The organism is Ideonella sp. P3_A4, from assembly GCF_056403075.1.
The window spans coordinates 1-1815 of sequence record NZ_JBFUGE010000914.1 but is presented as its reverse complement, the minus strand read 5'-3'; the positions used below and the strand labels follow the sequence as shown (position 1 = coordinate 1815).

Genomic DNA, 1815 nt, shown 5'->3' with positions numbered 1-1815 from the left:
TGGGCATCGATATCGAAGCCTGGGTTTCGCTGGCCGCCGACGACGAACAGGAACGCCGCCCCCTGGCGCTTGAGCAGTCCGAGCGCGGCCAGCGTCGTCTGGATCTGCTTGGGCGGCGTGATGTAGCCCAGCGACAACACGATGAAGACGTCCGGCGGCAAGCCAAGCGACGCGCGCGCMTCGGCCTGCGAAAGCTCGTCGTACTGGTGCGCCTGGGGCGAGACATGGTGCGGCACGACGATGGTGGTGCTGCGCACGGCCTCCGGCAGCCTGTCGTAGACCCAGCGGTTGTGAACGATCAGCCCCGTGGCCCGGCGCAACAGGTGGGTGTTCAGCGGCAGGGCCAGCTTCTGCGCCTCAGAGAACAGCCCTGCCTGGCGCAGGTCCGCCAGCGCCGCGCCGGCGTCGCCGTACTCCTCGTACAACACGTCGCGGTAACCCGCGCCATCACCCACTGCCAGCGTGGCGTCTTCCACGAGGTAGTGCAGGTTGAAGTCGTGCTGCACCAGGATGCCGGGGCGCTGTTTGAAAGCCCGGTAGGCGAAGACATGGTCCGCGTTGTTGCCGATCTGGTAGATGTGGGGACATCGAGCCAGCTGGGGATCGGCCTCGTAGCCGGCCACGTCCACGACCTGCCAATCTCCGCGGGGCGGGCTGGGGGGAAGCTTGTCGCAGACCACGGTGATCGGCCTCACCGCGGCCAGCGCAGGGAGCAACTCCGCCATGTAGTCGGCGATGCCGGACTTGGCCGGCGGCAGCGGAGAAAAGACGACCAGCGGATCGGTCATGTACCGCCCCGGCTCTGCCGTCCCACCGCATGAATGTGCGCACGGCCGCGCGCCACGTCGCGCTTCGACTGGACCTGCGGCACAACGTGTTCCGGTTTCTGCGTGGCCGAGCTGAGCGCGTTGACGTAGTCGGCCACTTCTCGCTTGAGCTCCACGGTGGCGTAGCTGTGCAGGCGCTGGACCTCCGCCCTGAGTTCGGCCACCTCGGCCTGCAGCGCGCGGACGGTGCTTGGGCTCTCGTGCGCCTCCTTGGCTGACGCAGGCGGCGGCACCACGACGAGATGTTGCCGGGCGCCTGCGACCTCGAAGACGGCGTCCACGTCGGCCCGTTCGGTCTGCAGGCCTTCGCCCCGCTGGTCAGCCGCCAGCGTGTTGAGCCTGCTTTCGAGCACCGCCTGGTGCATCAATTGCGCCTGGACCAAGCCCTCGACGGCACCGGCCAGCTCACCGGCCGTGAGCCGGCTGATGGCGAGGCGCAATTGCTCCACATCGGCCGCGGTTCGGGCCAGGCGCAGCGTCAGGCTGGTTTCAAGCAGCCTATTACTGTCATGGTCTTCCGGCCGGAACTCATATTCCGCCGGCAGGTCGTCAATAAAAACGACGCCGCACTGTTTGGCGTTTGACGAGTTTGCAATTTCGCGTAGTATGTCTGCACGTTTGGCACCCAGCTCGCTGAGGGCGTGCACATAGTGCGCAAAGCCGCCGTCATCTGGCCACTGGCGCTGCAACGCGAGGTACGCGTTCGTCACGAAATCGGCATTGCTGCCGTGCAGCAGTGCGCTGGCCCGTATTCTGCTGGGCAGAAACGGAATAGAAAGCCCCATACATGCTCCCTGAATCTTCTTTACATTGATTCTAGGGAACTAAGTGGAAGTATGTATATTCCTATTCGTTGTATCGATATTCATGTATTCATGAAACAAATTGGAATACAGTACTCGGTTAACAGTTGTCGATATAACCCTGATTAAAGTGCGGCTGATAGGGCGGCAGAGCGCCCAGCCCGGTTGTCACAGCTGACCTGACC

Annotated in this window: 2 protein-coding genes; both read right to left on the bottom strand. The window is 63.8% G+C overall.

Annotated elements, in window-relative coordinates:
* On the bottom strand, positions 1–788 hold a 788-nt coding region (locus AC1DYI_RS34375; protein WP_477208585.1), incomplete at its 3' end, for a glycosyltransferase family protein.
* Positions 785–1612 (bottom strand): hypothetical protein, encoded by an 828-nt coding sequence (locus tag AC1DYI_RS34370; protein ID WP_477208584.1) that lies wholly within the window; start codon positions 1610–1612, stop codon positions 785–787. The genes AC1DYI_RS34375 and AC1DYI_RS34370, both read right to left, overlap by 4 nt.
* Positions 1613–1815: the final 203 nt, after the last annotated feature.